Raw genomic sequence first — 22,015 nt, forward strand, 5'->3', positions numbered from 1 at the left:
TCTTCCTCAATTGCTGCCGGTGAATTGGGCGTAGCCAAAAAATCACATCAAAAACTTGGAGGAAATTGAATTGTTGTTGTGTACCTTTTGCATAACATCCGCAAACAAATTGGCACAGCTCAATACCTTGACTTTGTCACTTTCTATTTCAACGGGAATTGAATCGGTGATGATCAATTCCTTTAATTTTGAATTTTCGATTTTCTTATAGGCATTTCCCGATAAAAGTCCATGTGTGGTAATTGCCCTGACACTTGCCGCACCTCTTTCCATCATTAAATCCGCGGCTTTGGTCAGTGTGCCGGCCGTATCCACCATATCGTCTACCAGTACTACATTTTTACCTTCAACATCCCCGATCAATTCCATATGCGAAATCACATTGGCCTTGGCACGCTGCTTATAGCAAACTACAACATCGCATTCCAGGGCTTTTGAATAGGCATAGGCTCTTTTGGAACCGCCCATATCCGGTGATGCGACCGTTAAGTTATCCAATCCTAAATTTTTTAAATAAGGCAGGAACAAGGTAGAGGCGAATAAATGGTCCACCGGTTTTTCAAAGAACCCCTGGATTTGGTCTGCGTGCAGATCCATGGTAATAATTCTCGTAGCTCCTGCGGCCTCCAGCATTTTTGCTACAAGTTTGGCAGCTATGGGAACTCTTGGTTTGTCTTTTCTGTCCTGTCTTGCCCAACCAAAATAGGGCATGACCGCAGTTATATGTCTGGCGGATGCCCTTTTAGCGGCATCGATCATTAACAGCATCTGCATTAGATTCTCCGGTCCGGGATGCGTGGACCCAATAATGAATATCCTGGTGCCACGTATAGATTCCTCAAAAGAAGGTTGAAACTCACCATCGCTATAACGTGAAAAATGAATTTTGCCTAAGTCCATATTATAGGCCTTGGCAATTTTTTTACCCAGTTCCATACTTTGTGTACAGGCAAATATTTTAGGCTGCGGAACTTGATATGGCATAATTAGATCAATTGTATCTTTAAAAATGTATCCCGAAATACGAAACCCCCTGTTTTCTAAGGAGGTGCAAATTTAAAAATTAATTTGTGTTGCTAAAGGATAATTGTTGATATTTTTGACGATGAAAAGAAAATATTTTTTAATTTTGCAGTCCTATTTTTAAATACCGTAATAAAGGTGGGCAAGCTCGAGTGGCGGAACTGGTAGACGCGCTGGATTCAAAATCCAGTTCCTTTGGAGTGTGGGTTCGATTCCCACCTCGAGTACAGAGAAAGCTTAGATGAAAATCTAGGCTTTTTTCTTTTACAAGCAACATTGGGTAATGCATTTTTGTCAATTTAAGTCATTATGTTATAATGATCATTGGTGAGATTCGGGTTTTTAAAACCCGATTTTATACTAGGGGTGAATAATAGGAAAACAAAGAGCATATAAAAATATTAGATAGATCGTGTAATAGGAAAAAATGCTAAAAAGACCTTAAGAAAAGGGGGCTGAAAATAAACGGTTTGTTGGCAAAGCCGACCCATGGAAACAAGATCCGTTTTGCACCTCCATTAGTGATGGACGAAGCACAGCTTTTGGACTGTGTTTCCATTATCGAAAATACCATTAAAGCATTCAGATGAAAATTAGGATAGTCAAGAACCGATCGGATATCGGTGCAGGTACCAGAGGTGCCGATATGGGGGTAGATGCCATGGAGATCGCAGCGATAAATGCCGGGAACGATTTCTTCAACAGGATTCCCTTTGTGGATATCGATACCCATAACGAGACCATTTACAATATGGTCAAGAATTCTTTCGCAAAACGGATAGGGTTCGTGGAAGAACAGTGCAACAGGGTATCGGATACCATCCATCGAACCCTTTTGGACAATGAGTTCCCATTGGTCCTGTCCGGGGACCATTCGTCTGCCCTGGGGACCATTTCCGGGATCAAGGCGTTCGATCCCGGGTCCCGGTTGGGAATCGTTTGGATAGATGCCCATGCGGACCTGCATTCGCCGTATACTTCACCCTCGGGCAATGTACATGGCATGCCGCTCGCCGCTGCATTGCATGAGGACAACTTAGGAATGAAGACGAACGAACCCGATAGCGAGACCTTGGAGCATTGGGAGCGATTGAAGAGCATAGGTACGGACGATCCAAAGTTCTTGGCGGAAGATCTCATATTTTTTGGGGTCAGGGATACCGAAGAACCTGAAAATGCCGTGATGGCCGCACGGAATATAAAAAATTACACCGTAGCCGAGTTGCGGTACAGGGGCTTTCAACATTGCATCGGGGAAGCCATTGAAAAATTAAGGCACTGCGATGTCCTGTACCTGACCTTTGATGTAGACAGTATGGACTGCGACCATGTGTCCCACGGAACGGGAACCCCGGTGCCGTTCGGTCTTAGCCCATCGGAGGCGAAACGGATCATTACGGGCTTTCTGGAAACGGGAAAAGTGGTATGTGCGGAATTTACCGAAGTGAACCCCTTGTTGGACACCAAAGGGAACAAAATGGCCGAGACCGCTTTTGATGTCCTAAACCATTGCTTTGGATAATCATGGATGGTCGTTCAAGATTAAACGGTATCTTTTTATGATAAGGATCAATCAGCGTAAAAGATCCATTTATATGATAACGTGTAATTTTCCGGGTTTAGTCCCAAAAAAATAGAGATTCAGGGTTTGATGGCTGAAATTGTTAAACAATACCGGATTCTAGCAAATACAACTTGATTAATACAGTTTTATAAGCTTTTTTACTTCTTGACACTGATCATCACTGCTTCACAGCTTTGCAAATCTGAATTCAAGATGATATTTTCAGATTTGTTACCGTCCGTAATTTCAATAGATACCGTATTTGGAGGAGCTTTCCCTAAATTATGGGCATAAAGAAAAAGGTCGTTGGATTTATTTGGGTCTAATTTTATTTTGAACTCCTTCTTCCAATAGGTTAGGTGGTATTTTGATACTACCGAATTTCCATTGAGGTAGATAGAAACAATATCGCCATCTTGACGCCCATGGTCCCAAATCTTTACACTGATATTTTCATCATTAAACACCAATTCTTTAGTGTAGGAAATTTTTCGACCGTTAAATTCCTGTCTTATGTCCGTCTTTGGATTTGTGCCGATGGTCAATTGGGCTATTTTTTGTTTTGGCTTTTCCTTTTTTCTCTTCTTGGTTTTTTTCTTCTTTTTTGAAGTTATTGGTATGGCGGCCAATTCTTGTTTTCTTTTTCGCTCATCGGAAGCTTTGTTTACAATAGCGAAAAACGGGGTTACGAATTTGGCAACGTTGTATTTGTTATCGGGGAACAATTCTATTCCCACGACCTGATATCTGTCCCCAGAATCAATATTCTTGGCCAATTCGATACCTTCTATAGAACCGGTGTTTTTAAATGAACCCAATTCCTGAACGACCATTTCATTTCTGACCAAGAAAAAACGGGTAGATTTTTCGGTGTTCATGTGTTGCACTTCCCATTCCAGTCCAACCAATTCGGGTATGGTCCATACTGTTCCCTGTTTTGGGTTGTTGATCGTGATGGATGATTTTTTTTCTTGGGAAACTAACATAAAAGCACCCAAGAAAAAAATACAGATTAAAAGTAATCGATAGAATTTCATTATTAATGATAAAAATAAACTAAATCAGTTTGGGGAACTTTTTTAGATTAATGTGTTAATAATCAATCCTTTTTACTAAGATAATAACGCTTTTTCTTTATAAATGTTGGAAATGGGTTTAAATAATTTTTCAATGCGATATTTAAATATATTTATTGGATTATTTCCTATTTATAGGAAATAATCCATATATTGATCTTCTCTTTTTTAGAATAACCATGGAGAAGACTGTTTTGCATTTAGACCTTGATACTTTTTTTGTTTCCGTAGAGCGGCGATTGGACGGTCGTTTACGCAATAAGCCTGTTTTAGTGGGAGGGCTGAGCGATCGTGGCGTTGTTGCGGCCTGTAGTTATGAGACCCGGGGCTTTGGCGTTCATTCCGGTATGCCCATGAAAATGGCAAGGGAACTGTGTCCCGAAGCCATTGCCATTAAAGGAAATGCAGGGGTCTATAGTAAACATTCCGATGAGGTTACCGAAATTATAAAAGAGCATGTGCCTTTATTCGAAAAATCGAGTATAGACGAATTTTATGCGGACCTTACGGGCATGGATCGTTTTTTTGGATCCTATAAATATGCATCGGAACTACGTCAAAAAATTATCAAAGAGACAGGCTTTCCCATTTCCTTTGGATTATCCGTAAATAAAGTAGTCTCCAAGGTCGCCACTAATGAGGCCAAGCCCAATAGTCATTTAAAAATAGAACATGGGACCGAAAAGCCTTTTTTGGCACCGCTTTCCATAAAGAAAATCCCCATGATAGGGGACAGGACCTATCAGACCTTGAGAAATCTGGGATTACGACAAGTGCGGACTATACAGGAGATGCCCATGGATGTAATGCAAAGTGTATTGGGCAAAAATGGAATGGTTATCTGGAAAAGGGCCAATGGTATCGATCATACGCCTGTAGTCCCTTTTTGTGAGCGTAAATCCATCTCTACGGAACGTACTTTTGATAGGGACACTATCGACGTTTTAAGACTAAAGGGAATTTTAATAGCAATGACCGAAAATTTGGCCTATCAGCTTCGCAGAGGCGAGAAATTAACGGCATGTATTGCGGTCAAAATTAGGTATTCTGATTTTAATACCTATTCCAAACAACTGCGGATACCTTATACGAGTGCGGATCATATTTTGATTCCAAAAATATTGGCCTTGTTCAAAGCGCTTTACAACAGGAGGTTGCTGGTACGATTGATCGGGATCAGATTCAGTTATTTGGTGCGGGGCAACTATCAGATAAACCTTTTTGAAGATACGGAGGAGGCCTTGAATTTATACCATGCCATGGATGTCATACGAAATCGTTATGGCGATAAAAGTGTACTTAGGGCCTCGGGTTTGGGAGCAAAGACCATTGGACGAATGCACAACCCATTTAACGGGCAACCTCCTGTTGTATTGGCGCATAGAAAACAATAATGTAACATATTTTTTGATTTTTCAACATGTACCTTAATTGTCATACATATTATAGCCTTCGTTACGGTACTTTTTCCGAGTTGGACCTTCTAAGGTTGGCACAGGAAAACCATGTAACGCAATTGGTATTGACGGATATCAATAATACATCGGCCTGTTTAAACTTTGTCCGTAAATCCGGGGAATATAATGTAAGGCCTATTTTGGGTGTTGATTTTAGAAATGGTGCAGCTCCTTGTTTTATAGGTATTGCCAAAAATAACGAGGGGTATCTGGAACTGAACGATTTTCTTTCCAAACATTTGCACGAGGGTAAGGAGTTTCCCCAAAAGGCCCCTTTTTTTGAGAATACCTACATTATTTACCCCTTTGAGAATGTATTGCAGAATAATCGAAAAGATTTTACCGAGCATGAGTTTATCGGTATTTCCATAAACGATTTAAGGCGATTGCCCTTTTCCGGATTGCTGCAATGGCGGGATAGATTGGTCGTACAGCAACCGGTTACGTTTAAAAATAAGAAAGATTTTAATGCGCATAGATTATTGCGTGCCATTGATAATAATGTGTTGCTGAGCAAACTCCCAAAAAGTGAAGAGGCCAATGAAGATGAAAAGATGTTTCCTGTTGAAAACCTGGCTATGGCTTTTTCCCAATACTCCTTCATTCTTGAAAACACGGAAAAATTGCTGAATTCCTGCTCCATATATTTTGACTTTTCCAAAGGAAGGAAACCACAAAACCTAAGCACATATAATGCTACCAAGGAGGAAGATGAAGAGATGATCGAAAGCTTATGTAGGGAAGGCCTAAAGTACAGATATCCAAAAGGGGGCAAAGCTGTAGTGGAACGATTGCGGAAAGAGCTCAAGCTTATCGAACAAATGGGTTTTGTCTCTTATTTTCTTATCAATTGGGATATTATATCCGAAGCCAGAAGGAGAGGTTTTTTCTATGTAGGCCGTGGTAGTGGAGCCAATAGTATTGTTGCATATCTCTTGCGCATTACCGACGTAGATCCTATGGAACTAGATCTTTATTTTGAACGTTTCATTAATTTGTACCGCGCCAATCCACCGGATTTTGATATTGATTTTTCCCATAAGGACAGGCCCGTAATGACCCGATATATTTTTGGGCGTTTTGAACATGTGGCCCTGTTGGGGGCGTATGTGACTTTTAAACAAAAGGGTGCTATTCGTGAATTGGGCAAAGTTTTTGGCCTTTCCAAGAGTGAAATGGATTTTTTGTCAGAGGGAAGATATAACATATCTGAACTTGATGAGGTTTCCCGTCTGGTCATTAAATACGGGCGTTTAATTATGGGGATGCCCAATTATTTGAGTGTGCATGCAGGGGGTATTTTAATTAGTGAAAGACCTTTGCATTGGTTTTCGGCTACGAACCTGCCTCCTAAAAATTTTCCCACGACCCAGTTTGATATGGTCATAGCCGAAGATGTAGGGCTTTATAAGTTTGATATTTTAGGGCAACGCGGCCTCGCAAAGATTAAAGAGACCCTTGCGATATTGGAACATGGCCGCCCCGAAGAATTCGCTGAAATTGATATACATGATATCGATAAATTCAAAAAAGACCCAAAGATCAATACCCTGATAAAAACGGCCCAATGTATGGGATGTTTTTATGTGGAGTCTCCGGCAATGCGTATGTTGCTCAAAAAATTAAAAGTGGATACCTATCTGGGCCTTGTGGCGGCCAGTTCCATTATTCGCCCGGGAGTGGCCAAAAGCGGCATGATGCGGGAATATATTCTTAGACACCGCAATCCCGGTAGGGCAATGGAGAAGGCCCATCCGGTAATGCTGGATATTATGCCGGAAACCTATGGCGTAATGGTCTATCAGGAAGACGTAATTAAGGTTGCCCACCATTTTGCCGATCTTACATTGGGCGAGGCGGACGTACTGCGTCGTGGTATGAGCGGTAAGTTCAGGTCCCGGGAAGAGTTTCAAAAAGTAAAGGCGAGATTTATAGAAAACTGCCGCAAAAAAGGCTATGCCGATAAGCTCATCTTTGAGGTCTGGGAGCAGATCGCCAGTTTTGCAGGCTATGCTTTTGCCAAAGGGCATTCTGCTTCTTATGCCGTGGAAAGCTACCAGACCCTTTTCTTAAGGGCTTATTTTCCATTGGAGTTTATGGTTGCCGTACTTAATAATGGCGGCGGGTTTTATCGGCCCGAGTTTTACGTATATGAAGCGAGGGCATTGGGTGCTACCGTGCATCCACCCTGTGTCAACAAGAGCGGTACCACTACTATAATTTATGGCAGCGATATCTTTTTGGGTTTTGGCCATTTAAGGGAATTGGAGCATAAAGTATCGGAACGGATCTTAAAAGATAGAATTGCGAATGGAATTTATGGCTCTTTGGAGGATTTTTTAGATCGGATATCCATATCCATAGAACAAGTGGGTATCCTGATCAGAATTGATGCCTTTCGTTTTACGGCTATAAATAAGCATCGATTACTTTGGAAGGCCCATTTGTTTTTAAATAAGAATGAAAAAGTAGATTGTCCCAAATTGTTCCCCCCTGAACATCGGAGTTTTAAGATTCCACAATTATATACTACCGATCTTGAAATTGCATTTACCCAATTGGAATTGTTGGGCTTTTGTTTGTGCAGTCCTTTTATGCTATTGGCCGAAACTCCAAAAAATGATAGGTGTGCCAAAGATCTGGAAAAGCATTTAAATCGTTATGTTGATATTTACGGGTATTTGGTCAAGATTAAAAATACAAGCACCCATGCCGGAAAACGTATGTATTTTGCCACTTTGGTAGATCAGCAGGGAAAGATTTTTGATGTGGTGATTTTTCCTCCTGTAGCCGCTAAGTATTATTTTAGAGGGAAAGGGGTTTACCGTTTTTATGGCAAAGTTGTGAGCGAATTCGGGTTTTTAAGTATTGAGGTCGTCAAAATGCAAAAGCAAGATTATATCCCTGATCCCCGTTATTCCGATATGAAGACCAGTACCAAGTTTTTTGATGCTAATGCATCGCATCCCGTTAAAAGAGAGTTGGGGGACCTTCCTGTTTGATTAGGAAAAAACCAAAGGATCTTCAATATGAATTTAGGAACTTGGCCGGTTCACGAGTTTTGTATTTTGTTGTTGCTACAACCGGAAGACGTTCTCCATCTCTACCCATTTTTCGCCATCTTTGGCCCAGGGAAGACTTTGTTGGTATTTCCACATAAGCTGTTCCCATTCCTGTACTTTGGGATTGTTGGCATCCATTTCCGCTTTTTTATCGGGGTCAAAGGTTTTGTCTGCCTCTATGATCATAAACATACGATTGCCCGTTAGGTAAATCTGCATATCTACAATACCCGCATCCTTTATGCTCTGCGTAATTTCGGGCCAAATTTTTCCCGGAGCATGGTACTCCTTGTATTCCTTAATAAGATCGGAATCTTCTTTTAAATCACATGAATAGCAGTATCGAGCGGTTTCCATCTGTGAGATCACTTAATTTTTTTGATCAAGGCCAAGGTTTCGCGTACTGTATTTTCCAAGGCCGTAAAATCCTTATTTACAAGTATTTCCTTGCTGATTAATTTTGAGCCCATGCCCACACAGGTCACACCTGCATCAAACCAGCCCTTAAGGTTGGATTCGTCCGTGCTAACACCGCCCGTTGGCATAATACTTGTCCATGGTTGAGGTCCTTTTATGGCCTTTACAAACCCGGGACCGTAGAGTGAACCGGGAAACAATTTCACGATTTCACAACCCATTTCCTCTGCTTTATTAATTTCGGTCAACGAACCGCAACCCGGGGACCAAAGTATCTTTCTGCGGTTACAGACGATAGCGATATCCTCACGTAAAGATGGGGTTACAATAAAATTGGCACCCATTTGCATGAACATGGAAGCTGCTCCGGCATCGGTTATGGAACCAACGCCCATTATCATTTTTGGCAATTCAGATACTGCATATTTATTCAATTCCGAGAATACTTCAAAGGCATAATCCCCTCTTGCGGTAAACTCTAAAAGTCGGGCACCTCCATCATAGCAGGCCTTTAACACTTTTTTTCCTAGTTCTATATCTGGATGATAAAATAAAGGAACCATTCCGGTCTCCTTCATTACATTTGCTACTTCTATTCTTGAAAAACGAGCCATTATTCGGGTTTATTTAGGTTCTGGATTATATTTTGACGGGCTTGGAACAGCATCGAAAAACAACGATTAATATTACAAGTATTATCTAGCTACACGGCCAGAGGCATCTCCTCCCATTAACTTTTCGACTTCTGCAACGGTTACCAAATTGGCATCGCCCTTTATAGTATGTTTTAAACAAGAGGCGGCCACTGCAAAGTCCAATGCATTTTGATCGTTATCGGGGTATTTTAATAACCCGTAGATCAATCCGCCCATAAACGAATCCCCGCCACCAACGCGATCTACAATGTCCGTAATCTGATATTGACGGGACTTATACATCTTTTCTCCATCATACAGCACTCCGGCCCAGGTATTATGGGATGCGGAAATAGAGCCTCTTAATGTGGTAATTACTTTTTTCGCTTTGGGGAATTTTGCCATCATCTGTTTGCATACGGACAGGAACGATTCAGCTTTTACTTCATGCCCGTCCTTATGTACATCCAATCCTTCCGGGTGTATGCCAAAATGCTTTTCCGCATCTTCTTCGTTCCCAAGGATAATATCGCAATAGGAGGTAAGTTCCGTCATAATGGCTTCTCGGTTTCCACCATATTTCCAAAGTTTTGCGCGGTAGTTTAGGTCCGTAGAAATGGTAATTCCCATTTGATCGGCCATTTTTACGGCTTCCAGACAGGCATCTGCCGCCCCTTGTGAAATGGCCGGGGTGATTCCTGTCCAATGAAACCAGGAAACATCCTTAAAAACAGTTTTCCAATCGATCATACCGGCCTGTATCTCCGCAATAGCGGAATGTGCCCGGTCATATACCACTTTACTACCCCTGGATACCGCTCCCGTTTCCAGAAAATAAATACCTAAACGATCCCCTCCATATATTATTTTATCAACTCCAACACCTCTTTTCCGTAACTCCATCAAGGCACATTCTCCGATATCATTTTTAGGCAAACGGGTCACAAAATCTACAGGAACACCATAATTGGCAAGTGATACCGCTACATTGGATTCTCCGCCACCATATACGACATCAAAAGAATTTGCCTGTGAAAACCTTAAAAATCCCGGAGGGGCCAAACGCAGCATAATCTCTCCAAAAGTTACAACTCTTTTCATGTATTTATTTTTACTTTTATTGTTTTTTCAATAGTAATATTTCAACCTTGACCGGTGTGAACATATAATCTTTACTTTACCATCTGGATAGGTTTTGGTGACTTCAACGGTTGCTGCCCGATATGTCTAAAGATTATTCCGGTCGTGTCGGTTTTATTATATGACTTATATATTGGCCTCAAAATTAACCATTACTTTTATTATACCGTTAGTAGAATCCAATCATTTATTGAAACTTACGATCATTCTTATAAAAATCAAGATACTGTATAATAAAGGATTCCATTTTGTAAATATTCTTCCTTCAATAAGGGAATTACATGGTATCGGCACCTTTTTTGGCAGTGTTTTGTTATAAGTAATGGTAGTTTTTGTAATGTGGATATGTGCAGTATATAAAAGCATACACTTTTTTTCAGAACGCATTGCAAAATATTATGCCATTACAGCCAATGTGCCCGAATCGTTAAGAACTACAAAGGCATGGGATATTATTTCTAGTATGATGGTAGTCTATTTGATTTTTTCAACCGGACAATCTTTGATCGGCAATTTTGGAATTGTTGAAAAAAGAGATATGTAAAATCAAAAAAACTCTTGCAGCGAATTAGAATCCAATAATAGATCCGGTCCAGGAAGCGGACGTCATTTTCGTAATTAATAAAAGAACAAAAGCAACAAATAGGCAGCAAGCAATAGTAAGCACTTTTTCATAATTGATCTTTATTTCCATTTTCTGGTGTATTAGTCAAAAGCAAACCCTGTAAATAATCTAAAAACGAACGCATAGAGGACAACGGCAAACATAAACAGGGTAAACCATGTGAAAATTTTGAAATAATTCTTTATCAGGAGATTCCCCAGGTTTCGGAAACCATCCAAATAGATTTCTTTTAATAATAATACAGTTTTCATAAATAGGTTTTAAAATATTCTTCATGTAAAGTTTCCGAATTGTTCGAGAAACATTTTTGGATATTCGAAAAAGGAGATAAAACATCGATGAAGAACAAATGAATTTCAGTTCAACCCATTTACTCGTAGTTTATGGAGAATTTATACGTTAAAGCAATTGTGCCGAACGTTCTTGTTATCTCGGTGAAAGGATAGGGGGGAAACCATGATTTCCCCTGCGATGTTTGCAAATGGAATGGAGGTACGCTGGTCTTATGATCCGAGAATCGTTATTTTCCTGTTCAGCGCTTTGTAATCTTTGATCCTTTGATCATATATCCATGTTCATACAGACGCTGTTCCCATTTTAATTTTGTTCCTATGTAGGATGCTTTTTCAAAAAGGCGTTTTTCTTCACAGAAGCTGGTAATTTTTGCAAATTCAGGAATTCTGGGGTCATTGGGTGCAAGCATAAGTTCTTTTCGGTGCAGAACAGGAGGGTTTTCCCTGTTCCTATAATCAATGATCTTGATACTTTCATTTGAAATGTTCACAATGGTGGACTGTAATAGGGATGGAAATAGTTCCAAATTAAAATCCTCATATAACAGAAATGAAACAGTATCCAGTTCTTTTGAAATTTTGACCAGATTCCATGGCAAATCCTTAAGAAAGTACAATGCTTTGTCCAAAGCCTCTTTTTCCAAAGGGTCCAGATAAGCTATGGCATCTTTATGGAGATAATGCATATTGCCCAATTTTCGCCCAACGGCTTTTGTCTTTTTCATTTTTGAAAAGTAAATTTTCTTCTTTTTCTTTAAGATCTCCTCTTGGCTTTTTTCATTCCCTAAAAAATAGCTTAAATTCATTTTCAGTTAAATCCAAAAAGCCAAAATAAGCTCTAATTTAGAAAATTAATAAGGGAAACATCCGCAATCGAGAATACCTATGTACATTTTTGAAACAGAAAAAATAGCGAATTATTTAAAAAAAATTCAACAGAACATCACCCTTACTTATAAATGGAGCGCCAACCTAAACGGATTGGCCAGACTTGGCGTGATTTCCATGGAAGAAATGTTCCGCTTAAATCAACGGACCTATTATGAAAAAGAAGTCGAGATAAAATTTATCATAGAGAAAAAGTTATTGGAATACTATGTAAATGACTCCGATAAATTTGAAGCGCTATGTATGTGGATCATTCGGGAATGGGGAGGGATAAGGGGCGCAAAGCCACAAACGACGATGCCCAGGATATATGATTTTATAACGGCCGAAAAACCAAAGTTCGATGCGTTGCCCAGTGTTTCCAAAGTGGGAATGTTCATGTATCCACATAAAAACATCATTTATGATACCCGAGTAATTTATGCGCTTAACTGGATTATTCTGTCGCAAAATGCGGGAAGTCATTTTTTTCCGATTCCCGGAGGCCGAAATTCGAGAATGAACGCTTTTGACATGGAAGTTTTGATCAGGATTTTTAATGCGGAAAAATATCGACCGAACAAACGATCGGAACTGAACAGCAAAAATTATATAAATACTATTGATAAGGCCCTATTTATTCCAGAAGCAGCGGCTTATTATGAGGCGATCCAACTTATAAGGGAGATAAATACCCTGTTATGGGAAGGAACACAGGCAAAATATCCGTTCTATACGGAGATGCTATTGTTTTCTTCCGCGGATGTTGAAATCTTTTATGATATTACCAACACCTTACAATTAAGTGTTACTTAGGATGGGATTGTGCCGGTCTTAAGAAAATACCGTAATCCAAGTCTCCTATGCCGTATTTATTATATCTTAATAATCGCAATGCATTAAACCACCAATAATGTAAAACCTTCATGAAGGATAATTGCGGGCCCCATGGCTATATCCATAATACTATTGGCCATTGCAAGCGCATCGCTAACGCCATCGTCATTGCTATTTTATGTTACTTATTTGATTTTCTTTTAATTAGAAAGACAATCCATAAAACTATTGCTATGCCAGCACCGATCAAGAAATAGTTGCCTGGAAAATGTTTTATGGAAAGCCCCGCAATAGGATAAGCAACAACCCACCACAAATGCGACCAGGAGAAATGTGCACCATAGACACGACCTTGTAATTTTTTGTCGGTGGTATCTGCTATTAGGGTATCTACGGGAATATTGACCAAGCTTTCTGAAACACCGATAATTCCCCAAAAAATCAATACCAATATTAGATTATATTCATTTGCGAATGCAATACAGACAATTCCCAGAATAGCACCTATTATTGTAGTTCGCAATCGGGCTTTGGGCGTTTTTAAGCTTCCTGCTAAAAGTGCCCCGATTACAGCTCCTAAACCCATGGCGGACATTACCCAGCCATAGTGTTTGTCTTCTAGACTCAATGTTTCTTTTATATGAAAAATAGTATTGACCAAAACTTGTGCACCCACTAAGGCAACTACCAATTGCATAAACAAGGCCTGCTTGGTCATTTTATTCTTAAAAAGTAGTTGCGACCCCAGTTTTATATCTTTCCACAATGTTGTTTTTGTTGGTTTGATGATGTGACTTACTTTTAGAGACATAGGCACCATTAAAATAAAAATAGCAGAGAATACAAAAGTTAAGGCATCTATCCAGAAAATAAAATCGATATTAAAAAAGGTGGCCAACCCACCTGCTAAACCGGGACCTAATATACCCAACAATTGATAGGTTGCCGATGATAATGAAATGGCTTGCGGATACAACGCTTTATCATCGAACACCTGAATCACAGACGCTTTAAAAGTAGGTGTAAACAAGGCGCTAAAAATGCTGAATATAAATACGAAGCCATAAATATGCCATGCTAGAAAAGCAAAAGGTAATAATGCGACCAAAACCATACGTATAAAATGGCTAAAGAGCATTATTTTTTTTCTATCCAATTTATCTGCCAATACACCACTATAAGGTGCAACAACAACAAAAACCAATACCCTTATGGTTAAAGAAATAGAGAGTACGTTGGTCGCATTTTCGCCCGCAATTTTATGGGCTAATAGGGCAAGCCCTGTCCAAGACAGGGCATCACCTAATAGATTAATGGCCTGTGATAAAAACAGCCATCTGAATGAGGTGTTTTGTAAGCTTCTAAGATTCGATTTTAAGAACACTTAAAACGTTATTTACTTTTTAAACAACTCATACTCTCCATTTAATCTAAGCGTAATAACAATATCCTCTTTTGTTGTATTTTTAAAATACCATCCATGTTTTCCTTCAAACGGAGCAGTAAAAGTACCTGCCAAATTGTTTGAATACGCCTGTGTGTAACTCTCAAAAAATCCATTTCCACCTTCTATAAGTTCGCCATGAAAATCAATGTACACAATACCTTTATTGGCAGTCCATTCATATTTGGTTTTACCATAACGTAGCATTTTAATTTTGTATTCAAGACCTTCTTCTGCAGGTAACTTTATTTGAATACTATCTGTTCTTTTTGATAGTTTATTGATAAGTGACTTATCAATAGTTTGTTCTGGTGCTTTTCTATCTGGCGGCGAACCAAGATATTCCATTTTAATTTTTTGGAAATTTAAAGCGCTATTATCTCCAGTAGCTTCTCCGATAGGATTAGCTTTGCCTTCACCTTGGTATAATTTGCTAAAACCAAATAGTTCTCCTGTTCCTAACGGATCCATGCCATATTCTGCTGGGAATATTGCTGTTACAAGTACTATAGCACCAATAATAAATGCGATGATTACTGATTTTATTAATTGTTTTTTGCCCATTAAAGGCTGATTCTGTGTATCCATGTTTTTATGTTTTTATGATGTAAAATATCCTGTTAATTGAAATCCGAGCAACAAAAAGCCTGCTGCCATTAAAAGCGTATTGGTGATTTTTGAAAATTTAAGATAGCTGTCATAGCGTCTCCATACGCCAATAATAAGAAGCACTAAGCCTAATGCTAAAAACTGACCGATTTCTACCCCAAGGTTAAACCCAAGCAAATTGGTGAAAAGCCCTTCTTTGTCAAATTTGAATTCTTGCAGTTTAGTGGCTAGTCCAAAACCGTGAAACAGTCCAAAAATAAGTACTGCCGCTTTGGTGTTGGGTTGCTTGCCAAAAAACTGTTTAAACCCACCTAAGTTATCAAAGCCCTTATATACAATGGATAGTGCAATAATAGCATCAATAATGTAAGCATTCATTTGAATGTCCGCCATAACCCCAAGCAATAGCGTTGTGCTATGCCCAATGGTAAAATAGCTTACATAGGTTATGATTTCTTTTGTTCTATATAAGAAGAAAATAACACCTACCAAGAACAATAAATGGTCGTAACCCGTAATCATGTGTTCTGCTCCTATATATAAAAATGGCCCAAAGGCAACGCCTTTATTCGCCATTAAAAAGGACTGCGTTTCGCCATCTACACCATGCGCAAAAGCTGTTACGGAAACCATACAGCAAAGCAGTAGGATAAGGGGCTTTATTATTTTTCTAAATTTCATATTGTATAATTTTAAATGTTCTTCTAAAATACTCAGAAGAGTGATTTAACATTAATGCGAGTGTCCGTGCTCTTTTATTTGTTTTTCTTTTGCTGCTATAATTTTTTCTAAACGCTTTTTTTCTTCTTCAGATGCATCTTCAGGAATAACAAGCTGACCTTGTGGGCCTATTAAAAAGCCTCCATTTGCTTTCTTAATACTATCTAAACGCTTTTTTTGAGCTTCTGGAATGCTGCTATGTTCTCCATTTGGTCCGTGCGAGTGACCGTGTTCTTTTATTTCTGATGCCTTTTTAGCTGCATCTCCATGTTCTCCATTGGGTCCATGCGAATGACCATGACCTTTAGTTGCTTCTACATTAGTTTCTGCTTCTTTTTTCTTCTTATCAGTAAAACCAGTAAAAATTAAAGCTGCTCCAATTAAAGTCAATGTTAAAATTCTTGTTTTCATTTTTTCTGTGTTTTTAAAAATTAATTAATGCCCATGTCCACCTTCATCGCCTTCTTGTGAATTTTTTAAGGCAGATACAACGGTGTATGCGTTTTGGGTTATTATATTTAAATTATCCAATGGTTTTTCTGAAACTTCAATAGCTGTGTAACCATCTTGCTCAACTCCTTTTTTGATTGCTATTAAGTTGAAATCAATATCGTCTTCGGATGTTTTTTCTTCTGAAATGATATAATCCTTGTTGTCATATTCAACTATAGCTACTGAAGGAATTACAGTTTGCATATTCGTATTTGTGCTAATTTCTACTTGAGATTTTATATACATTTCTGGTAATAATCCTTTTAAACTGTTTTTATCTATTTTACAGTGTACAATAATCACTCTATCGCTACCTGAAGCTTTACCAATTTGTTCTATAGTTGCTATTCTATTAAAGTCAGTTTCATTTGCTAATGAAAAATGTACTTTTTGCCCAATAGTTAGTTGTCCAACACTTGACTCGTATGCGCTCAACTCCAAATGAACTTTGTCTGTATTTATTATTTCAAAAACTGTATTGGTTGGCGAAACGTAATTTCCGACAACAGCATTACTTGTTTTTATGTAACCACTTATAGGAGCATATAGGTTTGCCGTTCTGGAAACTGCTCCGTTTTTTAAGCGTTGTTTATTAACTCCTATTAAGGCTAGTTTTTGCTCTAAAGCATTTACCTTTCCTTTTAGTATATTGTATTGCGAGCTTATCTTTTGAAATGTTTTCTTAGAATTAATATCTTCATCTCTTAATTGTTTTTGTCTTTGATATTCTTGTTCTAAGAAAGTGAATTCGTTGATACTTTCAAGATAGTCCTGCTGAATATTGACAAACTCTATGTTTTCAATGGTCGCTAGAACTTGCCCCTTTTTAACTGGTGTTCCTACAATTAATCCTGCGGTTTTTATATAGCCGCCTAATTGGGCAGATACTACAGCAATATTGGTAGGGTCAACTTCTATTTTTCCGTTGAGTTTTATAACATCACTGATATTACGTTTGGTTACTTTGCCTGTTTGTATTCCTGCTAGTTTATATTGACTTGAATTAAAAGAAATGGTAGTTGCCATTTTTTCTTCACTCTGTTCATTTGACTCTGTGTTTACTGTGGTGTTTTTTTCTTCACCACACGCAACAAGAAGCAATAGCATTGATAAGACTACTGCACCTATTTTGAATATTTTAAAATTCATTTTATTATATTTTTATATTCTTATTATTTTTTTCCTAATTGAGTTTCTATTGCAATGACCGACTGATTATTTGCAAATACCGTTTCTAAATATTCTGTTTGAATGGAAACTGCCAATGCTAAATTTTGCAAATACTGCGTATAAGAAACATCACCTCCTTTAAAACTTTTATTTGAGGTCTCAATTAATATTTCTGCTTGTGGCAATGCCGTTTTGTTGTAATAGTCAAGTGTGGTTTGATGCTTTTGATAGGTCTTTATATACGACTGCAATACCGATTCTTGCTCTATTTTTGCTAACTCTAAATTACTGTTCGCAATATCTTCCTTGATTTTGGCTTGCTTTATTTTTGAACGATTTCCTCCAGGTAGAATAGGAATTGCTAGCCCTATATTGAATAATGAAAAACGGTCTGATGTTCCATAGCGTAACGCGCTGTTATTTACTTGAGGTACATCAATAAATGTTTGACTGGTAAAGCCCAATGTAATATCTGGAAGCATTTTATTTCTAGCCAACTTTGTTTTACGCTCACTTACTTTGGCTTGTTTTTCCAAATACTGAATTGTAGGAATACCAGAAACGTCAGTTTGCGATAATGATAACGGAATTGTTTTTGGAACAAATACTTCATTAATAACCTTAATGTTATCGGTTGTATGCAACAAACTTTGTAATTGTTTTTGAGCAATACTTATATCTGAAATATTTTGTTTCAATAAACTCTGCATTTTCATTGCTTGAGTTTCAGAAGTAATATGTTCTAACTTTGTTGATTCTCCCGATTCGTAACGTTTGCTGCTAGCAAAAGCTAAACGCTTATAAATACTATCTTGTCTTTTTAACAATTTTTGTTTTGCTAATTGTAGCGCATAATAATCATAGGCTGTTTTTACTTTACTTATAAGCTCATTCTCTTCCAGTATTCTGAAACTTTCGGCAGCATCAATTTTAGTTTTTGCTAATTTATTCTGGCTACCATAAACTGTAGGGAATTCTAAACGTTGTGAAACACTAATAGTATTATCGTCTACATCTGGATTATTAATTACACCAAATCCGTAAGATACTCCTGTTTTTGGCAAGTTAATAGCTCCATTTTTAGCGGCTTTTTCTACAGCTACACGATAATTAGCAATCTTAATGGCATTATTGTTTTGTAATGCTTCATCAATGGCTTGGTTTAATGTTAACGTACGTGTTCGCTTTGGCTGCACTTCTTGTGCTTGTGCCTGCTGTATTGGCAATGCTAATCCAAATAACATTAAAACTATTAGTAGTGCATTTGAAGGTTTTATTGAAATACGTTTTCTGCCTTCGGTAAAATAAATGTATAGAATAGGCAAAATTATCAATGTTAAAATGGTTGCTGTAAATAAACCTCCAATAACTACCGTTGCTAATGGTCGTTGTACTTCAGCTCCTGATGAATTAGAAAGTGCCATTGGTAAAAATCCAAATGAAGCAACTAATGCTGTCATTAATACAGGGCGTAGTCTTGTTTTTGTACCTTGTAAAACACGTTGATACACATCGTTAATACCTTCTTTTTCTAAACGGTTGAATTCTGCAATTAAAACTATACCGTTTAATACAGCTACCCCAAAAAGTGCTATAAAACCAATACCTGCAGAAATACTAAAAGGCATATCACGTAGTATTAGGGCAAAAACACCACCAATTGCAGATAAAGGAATTGCTGTAAAAATGAGTAAACTTTGTTTAACAGATTTGAATGTGAAATACAGTAAACATAAAATAAGCAATAGTGCCGCTGGTACAGCAATACCTAAACGTTTGTTAGCTTCTTGCAAATTTTTAAATTGTCCGCCATAAGTAACATAATACCCAGCAGGCATTGTAACCTGACTACTGATAACTTCTTTAATATCTTTTACAATGCTTTGTACATCTCTATTTCTTACATTAAATCCTATGGTAACTCTACGTTTAGCATCATCTCTTTGAATTTGTACAGGACCTGGTTCGTAGGATATTTTAGCTACCTCAGATAATGGTATTTGATTACCGTTAGCGGTAGGTACAAAAATATTAGTTACATCGGTAATGTCACTTCTAAAGGCTTCGTCTAAACGCACAACTAAGTCGAAACGACGTTCTCCTTCATAAACTATTCCTGCCGATTTTCCTGCAAAGGATGTTGCTATTACGGTATTGATATCTTCTACATTCATACCATATTGTGCAATCTTATCACGATTCATACTAATTTGTATCTGAGGTAATCCTGTAATTTCTTCAATGTATAAATCCTCAGCTCCATCAACTCTTTTGATTTTATCACCTACTTGATTTGCTAATTCTGATAACTTATCTAGGTTTTCACCATAAACTTTTAGCACAACATCTTGTTTAGCTCCTGTTAACAGTTCATTAAAACGCATTTGAATAGGTTGTTGGAAACCAAAAGTAATGTTAGGTAATACTGCCAACTTTTCTTCCATTTTTTCCACTAATTCTTCACGAGTATCGGCTACTTTCCAATCATCTTTATCTTTTAAGATAATCATCATATCACCTGCTTCAATTGGCATAGGGTCTGTAGGAATCTCACCCGAACCTATTTTACTTACTACCTGTTTTACTTCATTAGGGAAATTATCTAAGATTATTTTTTGGGCTTTAATTGAGCCATCTATAGATTCCTGTATGGAACTCCCCACAGGAACACGTGTTTCTACGGCAAAATCGCCCTCATCCAATTGTGGAATAAATTCACCTCCCATATTATTAAAGGTGATAAGGGTAATGACAAATAAAATTACTGTAGCAATTACAATAACAGCTTTGTTCTTTAATGCTCCATTAATAACTGGGGCATATAAGCGCTGAAAAAATGCCATCATCTTATCTGAAAAATTCTCTTTGTGTACTGTTTTCTTACTCAAGGTCAAGGCAGACATCATAGGAACATATGTAAGCGATAAAATAAAAGCACCGAGTATTGCAAAGGATACGGTTTGAGCCATTGGTCCAAACATTTTTCCTTCCACACCTACCAAAGCTAAGATTGGTAAATAAACAATAAGAATAATGATTTCTCCAAAGGCTGCTGCTGAACGAATTTTACTGGATGATTGATACACTTCTTCATCCATCTGTTTTTGTGTGAGTTTTGAAACTCCTGCATATTTTGCTTTACTGATAACAATACCATGCATGACAGCTTCTACAATAATAACAGCTCCGTCCACTATTAATCCAAAATCAATAGCTCCTAAGCTCATTAGGTTACCCGAAACTCCGAACAAGTTCATCATGCCTAATGCGAAGAGCATAGAAAGAGGTATTACCGAAGCTACAACTAATCCTCCTCTTAAATTTCCTAAGAAAAGTATCAGTACAAAAATGACAATTAATGCACCTTCGGCTAAGTTGGTAACTACGGTATTGATAGCTCTATCGACTAAACTCTTTCTATCTAAAAAAGGTTCTATTATAACACCTTCTGGAAGTGTAGTTTTAATTTGTTCTATCTTATCTTTTACATTGGTAATTACGGCAGAAGAGTTAGCTCCTTTAAGCATCATAACAATACCGGTTACAACTTCCCCCTCGCCATTACGTGTTGCCGCTCCGTATCGTACGCCTTGTCCGAATTGTACTTTAGCAACATCGCGAACCAAAATAGGTGTTCCATTGTTGTTCGTTTTAATGACTATTTTTTCTATTTCGCTTAAGTTCTTTACAAGTCCTTCACCACGAATAAAAATAGCTTTTGGTCCTTTATTTATATAAGCACCTCCCGTATTTTGATTATTTTTCTCAAGTGCTTCAAACAGTTCTGAAACAGACACATTCATACTCTGTAATCGATTGGGATCTATGGCTACTTGATATTGTTTAACAAATCCCCCAAAACCACTTACTTCGGCAACACCTTCGGTACCTAATAACTGGCGTTTTATAATCCAATCTTGTATAGTACGTAGTTCGGCAGCATCATATTTATCTTCGTAGCCTTTTTTGGCTTTAACAACATATTGGTATATTTCCCCAAGCCCTGTTGTTACTGGTGCCATTTCGGGTACACCAATGTTTTCAGGAATATCTTTAGAGGCTAACGTCAATCGTTCTTGTACTTGTTGACGTGCCCAATATAGGTCGATACCTTCCTCAAAAACCACAGTAACTATTGAAAGTCCGAAACGTGAAAATGAACGCATTTCATCTATATTCGGGATACTTACCATAGTTTGTTCTATAGGAAATGTTACTAGCTGTTCCACCTCTTGTGCAGCTAATGTTGGTGATGTTGTAATAATCATTACCTGGTTATCGGTAATGTCAGGAACAGCATCTATGGGTAATTTTTGAAGAGAATATGTTCCCCAAACAATTAACCCTAGTGTGAATAATCCAATAACCAATTTATTGGCTATCGAAAACTTAATTATTTTATCTAACATTTAATAGTTTAATTTAAAATGATAAATGTGCAGTAGTTTTAATGTTAAAAAGTATGCCCGGGTTTTCCGGATGCTACGAATACTGCATATAAAATCCATGAAACGAGTTTTAAGATGTCCAACAAGACGGATATGTCAAAATTGAAAAGAAGATAACCCCGTCATTTAGAATTGA

18 protein-coding genes, 1 tRNA gene and 1 pseudogene are annotated in these 22,015 nt (G+C 37.9%); 7 read left to right on the forward strand and 13 right to left on the reverse strand.

The window, feature by feature from the left end:
• Window positions 1–42 precede the first annotated feature (42 nt).
• Window positions 43–984 carry a ribose-phosphate pyrophosphokinase gene (locus tag ACKWB9_RS02190; RefSeq protein WP_414001341.1) on the reverse strand — a complete coding sequence of 314 codons (942 nt, stop codon included), beginning with the start codon at window positions 982–984 and terminating at the stop codon, window positions 43–45.
• A gap of 185 nt (window positions 985–1,169) precedes the next feature.
• Here ACKWB9_RS02190 and ACKWB9_RS02195 point away from each other — a divergent pair.
• From ACKWB9_RS02195 to ACKWB9_RS02205, 3 genes and pseudogenes are all read left to right on the forward strand, one after another.
• Window positions 1,170–1,250, forward strand: a tRNA-Leu gene (locus tag ACKWB9_RS02195).
• Between the two features lie 228 nt (window positions 1,251–1,478).
• Window positions 1,479–1,613 (forward strand): annotated as a pseudogene (gene rocD, locus ACKWB9_RS02200) (ornithine--oxo-acid transaminase); the annotation flags it as partial.
• Window positions 1,610–2,545: an arginase gene (locus tag ACKWB9_RS02205; RefSeq protein ID WP_414001342.1), complete on the forward strand. Its 936-nt coding sequence runs from the start codon at window positions 1,610–1,612 to the stop codon at window positions 2,543–2,545. The pseudogene rocD and the gene ACKWB9_RS02205, both read left to right, overlap by 4 nt.
• A gap of 200 nt (window positions 2,546–2,745) precedes the next feature.
• On the opposite strand, the gene ACKWB9_RS02210 is transcribed toward ACKWB9_RS02205, so the two are convergent.
• The gene (locus ACKWB9_RS02210; protein WP_414001343.1) at window positions 2,746–3,624 is read right to left on the reverse strand and encodes a hypothetical protein; all 879 of its coding nucleotides are present in this window, start codon (window positions 3,622–3,624) and stop codon (window positions 2,746–2,748) included.
• Between the two features lie 218 nt (window positions 3,625–3,842).
• Between ACKWB9_RS02210 and dinB the strand changes: the two genes are divergently transcribed.
• Together dinB and ACKWB9_RS02220 are read left to right on the forward strand one after the other, a co-directional pair.
• Window positions 3,843–5,057 carry a DNA polymerase IV gene (gene dinB, locus ACKWB9_RS02215; protein WP_414001344.1) on the forward strand — a complete coding sequence of 405 codons (1,215 nt, stop codon included), beginning with the start codon at window positions 3,843–3,845 and terminating at the stop codon, window positions 5,055–5,057.
• Between the two features lie 26 nt (window positions 5,058–5,083).
• Window positions 5,084–8,122, forward strand: coding sequence for a DNA polymerase III subunit alpha (locus tag ACKWB9_RS02220; RefSeq protein ID WP_414001345.1), 3,039 nt, complete (start codon window positions 5,084–5,086; stop codon window positions 8,120–8,122).
• A 75-nt stretch (window positions 8,123–8,197) separates the two neighbouring features.
• On the opposite strand, the gene ACKWB9_RS02225 is transcribed toward ACKWB9_RS02220, so the two are convergent.
• From ACKWB9_RS02225 to ACKWB9_RS02235, 3 genes are all read right to left on the reverse strand, one after another.
• The gene (locus ACKWB9_RS02225) at window positions 8,198–8,539 is read right to left on the reverse strand and encodes an L-rhamnose mutarotase (protein WP_414001346.1); all 342 of its coding nucleotides are present in this window, start codon (window positions 8,537–8,539) and stop codon (window positions 8,198–8,200) included.
• A gap of 8 nt (window positions 8,540–8,547) precedes the next feature.
• A complete protein-coding gene (locus tag ACKWB9_RS02230) occupies window positions 8,548–9,213 on the reverse strand; it encodes a bifunctional 4-hydroxy-2-oxoglutarate aldolase/2-dehydro-3-deoxy-phosphogluconate aldolase (RefSeq protein ID WP_414001347.1) in 666 nt (221 codons plus the stop codon).
• An 81-nt stretch (window positions 9,214–9,294) separates the two neighbouring features.
• Window positions 9,295–10,335 (reverse strand): PfkB family carbohydrate kinase, encoded by a 1,041-nt coding sequence (locus ACKWB9_RS02235; RefSeq protein WP_414001348.1) that lies wholly within the window; start codon window positions 10,333–10,335, stop codon window positions 9,295–9,297.
• Between the two features lie 361 nt (window positions 10,336–10,696).
• Here ACKWB9_RS02235 and ACKWB9_RS02240 point away from each other — a divergent pair, with 361 nt between their 5' ends.
• Complete coding sequence (locus tag ACKWB9_RS02240; RefSeq protein WP_414001349.1) at window positions 10,697–10,918, forward strand: hypothetical protein; 222 nt, start codon at window positions 10,697–10,699, stop codon at window positions 10,916–10,918.
• 161 nt (window positions 10,919–11,079) lie between these two features.
• Here ACKWB9_RS02240 and ACKWB9_RS02245 read toward each other — a convergent pair whose 3' ends face one another.
• Together ACKWB9_RS02245 and ACKWB9_RS02250 are read right to left on the reverse strand one after the other, a co-directional pair.
• Complete coding sequence (locus ACKWB9_RS02245) at window positions 11,080–11,250, reverse strand: DUF6747 family protein (RefSeq protein WP_414001350.1); 171 nt, start codon at window positions 11,248–11,250, stop codon at window positions 11,080–11,082.
• Between the two features lie 281 nt (window positions 11,251–11,531).
• Window positions 11,532–12,017 carry a class I SAM-dependent methyltransferase gene (locus ACKWB9_RS02250; RefSeq protein WP_414001351.1) on the reverse strand — a complete coding sequence of 162 codons (486 nt, stop codon included), beginning with the start codon at window positions 12,015–12,017 and terminating at the stop codon, window positions 11,532–11,534.
• Window positions 12,018–12,177: 160 nt separating this feature from the next.
• On the opposite strand from ACKWB9_RS02250, the gene ACKWB9_RS02255 reads away from it, so the two are divergent.
• Entirely contained in the window at window positions 12,178–12,975 is a 798-nt protein-coding gene (locus ACKWB9_RS02255; protein ID WP_414001352.1) for a hypothetical protein, read from the forward strand.
• 202 nt (window positions 12,976–13,177) lie between these two features.
• Here ACKWB9_RS02255 and ACKWB9_RS02260 read toward each other — a convergent pair whose 3' ends face one another.
• From ACKWB9_RS02260 to ACKWB9_RS02285, 6 genes are read right to left on the reverse strand one after another with little or no spacing between them, the layout of a single operon-like run.
• Entirely contained in the window at window positions 13,178–14,380 is a 1,203-nt protein-coding gene (locus ACKWB9_RS02260; protein WP_414001353.1) for an MFS transporter, read from the reverse strand.
• A gap of 12 nt (window positions 14,381–14,392) precedes the next feature.
• Entirely contained in the window at window positions 14,393–15,028 is a 636-nt protein-coding gene (locus tag ACKWB9_RS02265) for a hypothetical protein (protein ID WP_414001354.1), read from the reverse strand.
• A 12-nt stretch (window positions 15,029–15,040) separates the two neighbouring features.
• On the reverse strand, window positions 15,041–15,730 hold the full coding sequence (locus tag ACKWB9_RS02270) for a HupE/UreJ family protein (protein WP_414001355.1): 690 nt from the start codon (window positions 15,728–15,730) through the stop codon (window positions 15,041–15,043).
• Between the two features lie 51 nt (window positions 15,731–15,781).
• On the reverse strand, window positions 15,782–16,180 hold the full coding sequence (locus tag ACKWB9_RS02275; protein ID WP_414001356.1) for a hypothetical protein: 399 nt from the start codon (window positions 16,178–16,180) through the stop codon (window positions 15,782–15,784).
• Window positions 16,181–16,204: 24 nt separating this feature from the next.
• Window positions 16,205–17,410, reverse strand: coding sequence for an efflux RND transporter periplasmic adaptor subunit (locus ACKWB9_RS02280; protein WP_414001357.1), 1,206 nt, complete (start codon window positions 17,408–17,410; stop codon window positions 16,205–16,207).
• Window positions 17,411–17,433: 23 nt separating this feature from the next.
• Complete coding sequence (locus ACKWB9_RS02285; RefSeq protein ID WP_414001358.1) at window positions 17,434–21,840, reverse strand: CusA/CzcA family heavy metal efflux RND transporter; 4,407 nt, start codon at window positions 21,838–21,840, stop codon at window positions 17,434–17,436.
• Window positions 21,841–22,015: the final 175 nt, after the last annotated feature.

The sequence above is a fragment of the Maribacter spongiae genome (genome assembly GCF_047345125.1).
Classification (GTDB): domain Bacteria; phylum Bacteroidota; class Bacteroidia; order Flavobacteriales; family Flavobacteriaceae; genus Maribacter.

What these genes read in the sequence shown, in the direction of transcription:
- ACKWB9_RS02265 (WP_414001354.1), bottom strand. Translation starts at nt 15,028, where the DNA reads ATGGATACACAGAATCAGCCTTTAATGGGCAAAAAACAATTAATAAAA.
- ACKWB9_RS02210 (WP_414001343.1), bottom strand. Translation starts at nt 3,624, where the DNA reads ATGAAATTCTATCGATTACTTTTAATCTGTATTTTTTTCTTGGGTGCT.
- ACKWB9_RS02280 (WP_414001357.1), bottom strand. Translation starts at nt 17,410, where the DNA reads ATGAATTTTAAAATATTCAAAATAGGTGCAGTAGTCTTATCAATGCTA.
- ACKWB9_RS02225 (WP_414001346.1), bottom strand. Translation starts at nt 8,539, where the DNA reads ATGGAAACCGCTCGATACTGCTATTCATGTGATTTAAAAGAAGATTCC.
- ACKWB9_RS02235 (WP_414001348.1), bottom strand. Translation starts at nt 10,335, where the DNA reads ATGAAAAGAGTTGTAACTTTTGGAGAGATTATGCTGCGTTTGGCCCCT.
- ACKWB9_RS02230 (WP_414001347.1), bottom strand. Translation starts at nt 9,213, where the DNA reads ATGGCTCGTTTTTCAAGAATAGAAGTAGCAAATGTAATGAAGGAGACC.
- ACKWB9_RS02220 (WP_414001345.1), top strand. Translation starts at nt 5,084, where the DNA reads ATGTACCTTAATTGTCATACATATTATAGCCTTCGTTACGGTACTTTT.
- ACKWB9_RS02240 (WP_414001349.1), top strand. Translation starts at nt 10,697, where the DNA reads ATGGTAGTTTTTGTAATGTGGATATGTGCAGTATATAAAAGCATACAC.
- ACKWB9_RS02190 (WP_414001341.1), bottom strand. Translation starts at nt 984, where the DNA reads ATGCCATATCAAGTTCCGCAGCCTAAAATATTTGCCTGTACACAAAGT.
- ACKWB9_RS02245 (WP_414001350.1), bottom strand. Translation starts at nt 11,250, where the DNA reads ATGAAAACTGTATTATTATTAAAAGAAATCTATTTGGATGGTTTCCGA.
- dinB (WP_414001344.1), top strand. Translation starts at nt 3,843, where the DNA reads ATGGAGAAGACTGTTTTGCATTTAGACCTTGATACTTTTTTTGTTTCC.
- ACKWB9_RS02270 (WP_414001355.1), bottom strand. Translation starts at nt 15,730, where the DNA reads ATGAAATTTAGAAAAATAATAAAGCCCCTTATCCTACTGCTTTGCTGT.
- ACKWB9_RS02275 (WP_414001356.1), bottom strand. Translation starts at nt 16,180, where the DNA reads ATGAAAACAAGAATTTTAACATTGACTTTAATTGGAGCAGCTTTAATT.
- ACKWB9_RS02255 (WP_414001352.1), top strand. Translation starts at nt 12,178, where the DNA reads ATGTACATTTTTGAAACAGAAAAAATAGCGAATTATTTAAAAAAAATT.
- ACKWB9_RS02285 (WP_414001358.1), bottom strand. Translation starts at nt 21,840, where the DNA reads ATGTTAGATAAAATAATTAAGTTTTCGATAGCCAATAAATTGGTTATT.
- ACKWB9_RS02250 (WP_414001351.1), bottom strand. Translation starts at nt 12,017, where the DNA reads ATGAAAAAGACAAAAGCCGTTGGGCGAAAATTGGGCAATATGCATTAT.
- ACKWB9_RS02205 (WP_414001342.1), top strand. Translation starts at nt 1,610, where the DNA reads ATGAAAATTAGGATAGTCAAGAACCGATCGGATATCGGTGCAGGTACC.